Here is a 6,197-nt window from a genome sequence, read left to right as displayed (position 1 = left end):
ATTGTAGGCACGAGCAAGTCGGGTGATGGAGTCGAGGAGGATCACGACGTCTTTGCCAAGCTCAACACGTCGTTTTGCCCGCTCGATCACCATTTCAGCCACTTTAACGTGGTTTTTTGCCGGTTCATCGAAGGTTGAGCTGTAGACTTCCCCTTTGACGGAGCGTTCCATATCGGTGACCTCTTCGGGACGTTCGTCGACGAGAAGAACCATCAGTTCGATTTCGGGATGGTTGCTGGTGATACCGTGGGCGATCTCTTTCATCAGTTCTGTTTTCCCGGAGCGTGGAGGTGCGACGATAAGACCGCGTTGCCCTTTACCGATAGGAGAGAACAAATCCATCATCCGTCCCGTTAGTTTAGTCGGCTGATATTCGAGTTTGATCTGCTCCAACGCATAAAGAGGGGTAAGGTTTTCGAATAACGGACGTTTTTTAGACTCTTCGGGAGGGAGGTAGTTGATCGCTTCGACTTTGAGAAGGGCGTAGTAGCGCTCTTGGTCTTTCGGCGCACGAACCTGTCCCGTAACGATATCTCCGTTACGCAGAGCAAAGCGGCGGATTTGGGTGCTCGATACATAGGCATCGTGCATCGAGTCGCTGAAGCTTTGGTCTACCGCACGCAAGAAGCCGTAGCCGTCTTGCATAATCTCCAAAATACCGGTAAAGAGGATGAATCCTCCCTGCTGTACCTGTGTTTTTAGAATTTCAAAAATGAGATCTTGACGTTTGAGTTCGTTAGGATCTTCAATATTTAACGAGGCGGCAATCTCTAGGAGATCTTCGAGCTTTTTAGTACGGAGGGCTTCAATCGTGAATCCATCAACAGGGATGTGGGTACGATTCTTAGAGTTGTTTCGAGGAGTTTTTGCGGTATCGCTCATGCGTGGAGTGCCTTAAAGTGTGTGGATTTAATCGGCGAGTTCTAGGTGAGATGTCATTGACAGGTCATTGTTTTGTTCCGACATTATAAACTATAGTGAAGCGGGTTGTCAAGAAAGGATAGTATTTAGTACGGATAGAGTTTAAGATTGAATTTGAGAGCAACCATACTCCCTTGCGTTATGAAGTCGACTATAAAATATTTGTGGCGGTAATAGAGCATCGGCATAAAGGCGATACCGGAGTTGTCTTTGCCCTCGGTGCATTCAACCGATTTCAAACCGTCAAAACAATATCCTCTTTGGTATCCGACTACGCCGTAAATTCCAAAAGAGTCAATAAAATCGTAGCGATATCCGAGGGCGATGATGTCGGTCGTTTTGTCACGAGAGTTGATAAAGTGGAGATAGGCGAGGGTGTAGCGCTGATCGAGCACCGCTTCGGCGCCGAAGGCTTTATGGTTTTCATTATAGTCATTTCCGCTCTCATTCGTGCCGAAATGGTGGGAGAGCATTCCCACCGTTGCATAGAGTTCAACCTCTTTTGCATTAATACACGATAGGAAGAGAATGAGAGTAAGAAAGAATTTCATACAAAATATTTTATCTGAAAATAGAGAAAGTAGAGAGGAGAGAGTTGAAGATGTGAACGGTTTTTGCTATGTCTGTTTTTAGAAAAGCAATAAAGATATTTTAAAAGGTTCATCTTGTTCGATTTTTTTACCAAGAAATCCGAAGAAACTACCGTTGTTGCAGCGGTAGAGACTCCCAGAAATTTTACGAATTCGATCGGTATGGAGTTTCTCTACATCGATGGCGGCGAATATACGATGGGGCGCAATCCGCAGTATAACGAAGGGGGAGAGGTGGAATCTCCCGCCCATTCTGTAAAACTGGGCGGATTTTGGATTGCGAAGTATCCGATAACCCAAGAACAGTATTTCAAACTGACCCGCGTTAACCCCTCTTTTTTCAAAAATGACAAAGTCGAAGAGGAGAGCTCCCGCCGTCATCCGGTGGAGCAGGTAAGCTGGTTCGACGCCAAAGCCTATGTGGAACTGCTTAACCGCTATGAAGGGAAAACCCGCTTTTACGCGTTACCGACCGAAGCACAGTGGGAATATGTCACCAAAGCGGGGGGGAATACCCGATTTTCATTCGGAGATTCGGAAGCATTGCTCGATGATTATGCGATTTATGAGTACAGTTCGAACGGAAGAACGGCGGTGGTCGACGGCAAAGCTCCAAATCGACTGGGAATTTACGGACTTTTGGGGAACGTATGGGAGTGGTGCGAAGATGATTTTTTCGCTAACTACAACGGCGCCCCAACCGACGGCAGCCCCCGTATCGGCGGAGCCGAGGGGGAATCGTTTAAAGTACGTCGCGGCGGAAGCTATAAAACAGGGTACTTATGTTTGCGCAGTGCGTTTCGGGGATATTCGCGCCCCGATCTCGTAGCCAATGATATCGGATTTCGATTGGTGATTAATGGAAATCCGTTTAAATAAACGTACCGCTCTCATAAAGCCATTTTCCCTCAACGTTTAAAAAACGGCTCTTTTCACACAAGGAGCCGCCATCCAAAATTGCTTCAAATCTCACAAACGCTTCCTCCTTGCCATCACTAAATTCACCTATTTTCAAACCTAAAAAGCGGGTAGTCTGCGAGAAATTCAAAATGCTTTTTCTCCACCTCTCTGTCTCTTCCGTGTAATCAGAGTTGTTCGGATGGGTAGTTGCCATAATGTACTCCGCTAAACCCAGAGCAAAGGCACTGTAGCGTGATCGCATTAGCTTTTCTGCAGTAGAGGGGAGAATACCTCTATGGTAGGGCTGACAACATTGCTTGTATTTTTTACCGCTGTGACAAGGACATAAGGCATTGGATGATATTTTCATTTAAGTTCGTTTTTTTTAGTTTATTATAGCGTAAGTATTGAAGTTGTATGCTATGTCGTAATTATTCAAAAAAGGACAGGTATGGAAGATATACATGCGCTTATTCGAGAAAAACTTCGATCATTTCGATTTATTCATTATGCCATGATCATGGGTAGCTTTACATACGGGGTTGTAATCGTGTTTATACATTTGTATGCACCAATTCCTCCTACTATTAACGATGTATCAACATTAACGAGCGTGACGTACGGAATCTTTGCGTATACTTTATTAGCTATCGGAATGATTCGCTACTTACGACCAAAGTTGTTATCATCAGATCAAATATTTAAAAAAAATGAAGTTGCTGAAAAATCAAATCAGCCCTCATTCTTTTCAAATTACATGTCTACATTATTTATTTTATGGAGTATATGTGAAGCTGTAACGATCGGAGGGATCATTTTGTATTTGATAGGGGGACAATTGGAAGTACCTTTGCTACTCATCGGTTTTGGGATCTTTTTAAAATTGGTGAATGGACCTAAATTTGAAGAATTAACGGCACTCGAAAAACGGTATGCCGCTATCGAAATGCAGGGGTAAAGGATGTCATATTATATTTGGCTTATTTTAGGGGTTATCGCATTTGTGGTTGAAATGATGATGCCCACTTTTTTCGCGTTGTTTGCGGGGGTGGGTTTTTTAGCGGCGGCGGCAGTATCGTTTTTCCTCCCTGAATCACTCTTTTGGCAGTTGATTATTGCTTCGGCATTTATGATGATCGGGGCAATAGTGTTCAAAAAGCGGGGTTTGGGAGATGAGCCTCAAGATGCGGTGGGGACCCATAATGAGTTTGTCGGGATAAAAGGGGTAGCATTAACCGAGATATCACCCCATCAAGAGGGGGAAGTTTCTTTATATGAGCCTGTGATCGGGGGGCGTCATTGGCCTGCGGTGAGTGCGGATGGGATCATCGAGGTTAACAGTGAGATACGGATTGTAAAAGTAAACGGCAATTCGCTTATCGTCGAAAAAATTTAAATCAAAGGGTATCGTCATGGATGTAAGTCTTCTTTTTCCGTTAGTATTAATGGTGGCGGTGGTGTATACGCTCTCGCAAATGGTACGTATCGTTCCTCAAGGGGAAGAGTGGGTTGTCGAGCGGTTGGGTAAATACCATACGACATTGTTACCGGGGTTGCACCTGTTGATTCCGATTGTGGATATTGTCGGGTATAAAATCGTCACCAAAGAGCTGATTCAGCAAACGCGTGAACAAGAGGTCATCACCAAAGATAATGCCGTTGTCATTATCAGTGCGGTGGTTTTTTACCGCGTTACCGATCCGGGAAAGGCATCGTATTCGATCAGTAATTTTGAGAGTGCGGTGGGAAATATGACCACGACGACCCTTCGTGCGGTAATCGGGGGGATGACGTTGAACGAGTCCCTTTCTCAGCGTGATCAAATTAAGGCACAAGTAGCCGAGAAAATCCGTGATTCACTCAGCGGATGGGGGCTCACTCTGGGTAATTTGGAAGTCCAAGATATCCGTCCGAGCCAAAATCTCCAAGAGGCAATGGAGCGGCAAGCGGCGGCAGATCGTGAACGGGAAGCGGCGATTTTAATCGCAGACGGAGAGAAAAAAGCAGCGATTGCCAAAGCTGAAGGGCTTAAAGAGTCGGTTATTTTGGAAGCACAAGGGCGGCTCGAAGCGGCAAAACTTGAAGCGCAGGCAAAAGTGGAACTCGCAGACGGAGACCGCAAAGCGATGATGATTGTTACTCAAGGGTTTACAGGCGGAGAAGCAGCACCCCATTATCTCCTCGCTCAACGCTACATCGACAGCGTGAAAAATCTGAGTGATTCAGATAACTCTAAAGTGGTCTTTATGCCTGCCGATTGGCAGCAAAGTCTCGCGGGTGCAGTAGGATCGTTGGGATATTTGGGAACGGCGCTAGGAGAGAAAAAATAGGGCAATTTGCCAACTTTTTTCCCTCTTAGGAGTGATGGGCTATAATCACCCTTATGATGTACGAAATAACAACCCTTATAGCCTTTATAGTCGCCGGAACACTCGGATGGATGTGGAACCAATCCCGCCAACACTACGCGCTCCTTGAAGCGCGTGCAGTACAACTCCAAGAACTTTATCTTCAGGAACAAACTCTCAAATCAAAAATCCAAATGGATCTTGATAATTCCCAAAAAGAGTATCACTCATTAGAACGCGATTACGCGGTGCTCCATACCCGTCATGAAGAGTCTTCTCGCTCCTTTGAAGAGAAAATACGCCTCCTTGATGAAGCAAAAGTGCAGATGAAAGTACAGTTTGAGCAGCTAGCGGCACAGATTTTCGAACAAAAAGCGAAAACGTTTGATGAAGCCCATACGAAAGGGCTTGATTTGCTCCTCAAACCGTTTCGTGAGCAGATCGCCCAGTTTGCAACCCAGAGCAAAGAGCAATTTATCCACGATGCGAAAGAGCGCCAAAGTATCAAAGACGAAATCCTCCGCCTCAAAACTCTCAATGAACGGCTCAGCCAAGATGCTATCAACCTCACTCAAGCCCTCAAGGGAGAGAACAAAACCCAAGGAAACTGGGGAGAGATTGTGTTGGAGCGGATACTCGAAGAATCGGGGCTTCGTGAGGGGCACGAGTATGAAACACAAAATACCTACAGCGATGAAGAGGGGAAAAAGTTCCGTCCCGACGTTATCGTCCATCTCCCTCAAAACAAAGATATCATTATCGACTCCAAAGTCTCACTCGTTGCCTATGATGCCTTTATCCGTGCCGAAAGCGATGAAGAGCGTGCTCATGCACTCAAACAGCATCTCCTCTCCATTCACGCCCATATCAAAGGACTCAGCGGTAAACGGTACGAACAGCTCAGCGGGGTTCGGACTCTCGATTTTGTCCTCCTTTTTATGCCGATTGAGGGGGCATTTTTGCTCGCACTGGAGCAGGATAACACCTTTTTCAAAACAGCATACGAACAAAATATCGTCGTTGTTTCCCCTTCGACGTTGCTTGTAACTCTTCGTACCATCGAGCATATTTGGAGAAGCGAGTATCAAGAACGCAATGCCAAAGCGATTGCCGAATCTGCCGAAGCGTTGTATGAGAAACTGGTGGCGTTTGTGGAGGATATGGAGAAAATCGGTGAGCAGATCGGACGTACCCAGAAAAGCTACGAGGGGGCGATGAACAAACTCTCTACCGGAAAAGGGAATTTGATCCGCCGTGTCGAGTCGATGCGAAAACTGGGATTGAAGCCGAAGAAGTTGCTTCCCTCTTCGGTAACCAATACCGAAGATGAAGAAGAGATTCTTTTATAGGTGCGGAATCTTCACTTTAGAGTTTAACAATGCTCCGATAAGTATCATCAGGGCGAGTACCCCCATCCATCCGATAAATCCCGATCCCA

Annotated in this window: 8 protein-coding genes; 5 read left to right on the top strand and 3 right to left on the bottom strand. The window is 45.8% G+C overall.

From position 1 onward, the window contains the following. Together rho and A2517_RS05580 are read right to left on the bottom strand one after the other, a co-directional pair. Positions 1–882 (bottom strand): transcription termination factor Rho (gene rho, locus A2517_RS05585; RefSeq protein WP_294894972.1); only part of this gene is annotated, 882 nt, incomplete at its 3' end. A gap of 125 nt (positions 883–1,007) precedes the next feature. After that, positions 1,008–1,472, bottom strand: coding sequence for a hypothetical protein (locus tag A2517_RS05580; RefSeq protein ID WP_294894970.1), 465 nt, complete (start codon positions 1,470–1,472; stop codon positions 1,008–1,010). 114 nt (positions 1,473–1,586) lie between these two features. On the opposite strand from A2517_RS05580, the gene A2517_RS05575 reads away from it, so the two are divergent. Beyond that, positions 1,587–2,390, top strand: coding sequence for a formylglycine-generating enzyme family protein (locus tag A2517_RS05575; protein WP_294894968.1), 804 nt, complete (start codon positions 1,587–1,589; stop codon positions 2,388–2,390). Here A2517_RS05575 and A2517_RS05570 read toward each other — a convergent pair. After that, entirely contained in the window at positions 2,383–2,781 is a 399-nt protein-coding gene (locus A2517_RS05570) for a YchJ family metal-binding protein (protein ID WP_294894967.1), read from the bottom strand. The genes A2517_RS05575 and A2517_RS05570 overlap by 8 nt on opposite strands. Positions 2,782–2,862: 81 nt before the next feature. Between A2517_RS05570 and A2517_RS05565 the strand changes: the two genes are divergently transcribed. Genes A2517_RS05565 through A2517_RS05550 form a run of 4 tightly spaced genes read left to right on the top strand, consistent with a single transcriptional unit; the run spans position 2,863 to position 6,108 of the window. Continuing rightward, on the top strand, positions 2,863–3,369 hold the full coding sequence (locus A2517_RS05565) for a hypothetical protein (RefSeq protein WP_294894965.1): 507 nt from the start codon (positions 2,863–2,865) through the stop codon (positions 3,367–3,369). 3 nt (positions 3,370–3,372) lie between these two features. After that, positions 3,373–3,807: an NfeD family protein gene (locus A2517_RS05560; RefSeq protein ID WP_294894963.1), complete on the top strand. Its 435-nt coding sequence runs from the start codon at positions 3,373–3,375 to the stop codon at positions 3,805–3,807. A 16-nt stretch (positions 3,808–3,823) separates the two neighbouring features. Beyond that, a complete protein-coding gene (locus A2517_RS05555) occupies positions 3,824–4,741 on the top strand; it encodes an SPFH domain-containing protein (protein WP_294894961.1) in 918 nt (305 codons plus the stop codon). 53 nt (positions 4,742–4,794) lie between these two features. Then, positions 4,795–6,108, top strand: a complete 1,314-nt coding sequence (locus tag A2517_RS05550; protein ID WP_294894959.1) for a DNA recombination protein RmuC — start codon at positions 4,795–4,797, stop codon at positions 6,106–6,108. Positions 6,109–6,197 lie beyond the last annotated feature (89 nt).

Source organism: Sulfuricurvum sp. RIFOXYD12_FULL_44_77 (assembly GCF_001830725.1).
Classification (GTDB): Bacteria; Campylobacterota; Campylobacteria; order Campylobacterales; family Sulfurimonadaceae; genus Sulfuricurvum; species Sulfuricurvum kujiense_A.
This window is presented reverse-complemented; position numbering and strand designations above follow the sequence as displayed.

Bases quoted from the DNA above. Each gene is read 5' to 3' on its own strand.
- A2517_RS05580 (WP_294894970.1), bottom strand. From the start codon at position 1,472: ATGAAATTCTTTCTTACTCTCATTCTCTTCCTATCGTGTATTAATGCA.
- A2517_RS05570 (WP_294894967.1), bottom strand. From the start codon at position 2,781: ATGAAAATATCATCCAATGCCTTATGTCCTTGTCACAGCGGTAAAAAA.
- A2517_RS05565 (WP_294894965.1), top strand. From the start codon at position 2,863: ATGGAAGATATACATGCGCTTATTCGAGAAAAACTTCGATCATTTCGA.
- A2517_RS05560 (WP_294894963.1), top strand. From the start codon at position 3,373: ATGTCATATTATATTTGGCTTATTTTAGGGGTTATCGCATTTGTGGTT.
- A2517_RS05555 (WP_294894961.1), top strand. From the start codon at position 3,824: ATGGATGTAAGTCTTCTTTTTCCGTTAGTATTAATGGTGGCGGTGGTG.
- A2517_RS05550 (WP_294894959.1), top strand. From the start codon at position 4,795: ATGATGTACGAAATAACAACCCTTATAGCCTTTATAGTCGCCGGAACA.